The sequence below is a fragment of the Mesorhizobium sp. M2A.F.Ca.ET.039.01.1.1 genome (genome assembly GCF_003998035.1).
GTDB lineage: Bacteria > Pseudomonadota > Alphaproteobacteria > Rhizobiales > Rhizobiaceae > Mesorhizobium.
This window is the reverse complement of the sequence record NZ_RZRY01001514.1, coordinates 1-459: the sequence shown is the minus strand read 5'-3', so window position 1 is coordinate 459 and position 459 is coordinate 1. Positions and strand designations below refer to the sequence as shown.

The 459-nt window shown below is 67.3% G+C and carries 1 protein-coding gene; it reads right to left on the bottom strand.

What is annotated here, in order from left to right:
• The coding region (locus tag EOA24_RS40705; RefSeq protein ID WP_348633118.1) for a hypothetical protein at positions 1-441 on the bottom strand (441 nt) is incomplete at its 3' end.
• Positions 442-459 lie beyond the last annotated feature (18 nt).

The following is a 459-nucleotide window of genomic DNA, read 5'->3' as shown; positions in this document are numbered from 1 at the left end:
GACGGCGGCGGCGTGAGCGGCAACGAAGGCGAGCGGCAGCGGCGTCGACAGCTGCTGCATGGCCTGGCTCTCGTCGGAGCGCCGCGTGTGTGTCGGAACAAGATCCGCGATGCGTTTCATCATCCCCAGCGCCGCCTGCGGCGAGGCCGACCGCGACAGGATCGCCGAGCCGAAGCGGCGCAGAAACAGGACCTGAGCGGCTTCCAGCGCCTCATAGGCGTCCTTCCAGATCCAGAAGCCTTGCGCATCGGTGCCGCCGAAGCTGTCGGCCATGGTCGTGCGCAGCGCTGCTGTGGTGACGGGCTTGCCCTGCTCAAGGAAGGGAAGAAGCCGGGTGGCCGCCTGATGAATAGCCTGGGCGATGTCGATAGTGCGGGGTCTCGGCGCGGCGAGGGGAGCGACCGTCCGAGGGACGGTCGATGTGGTCGTGACGATGTTCATGGAGATGTCCTTCGAGCG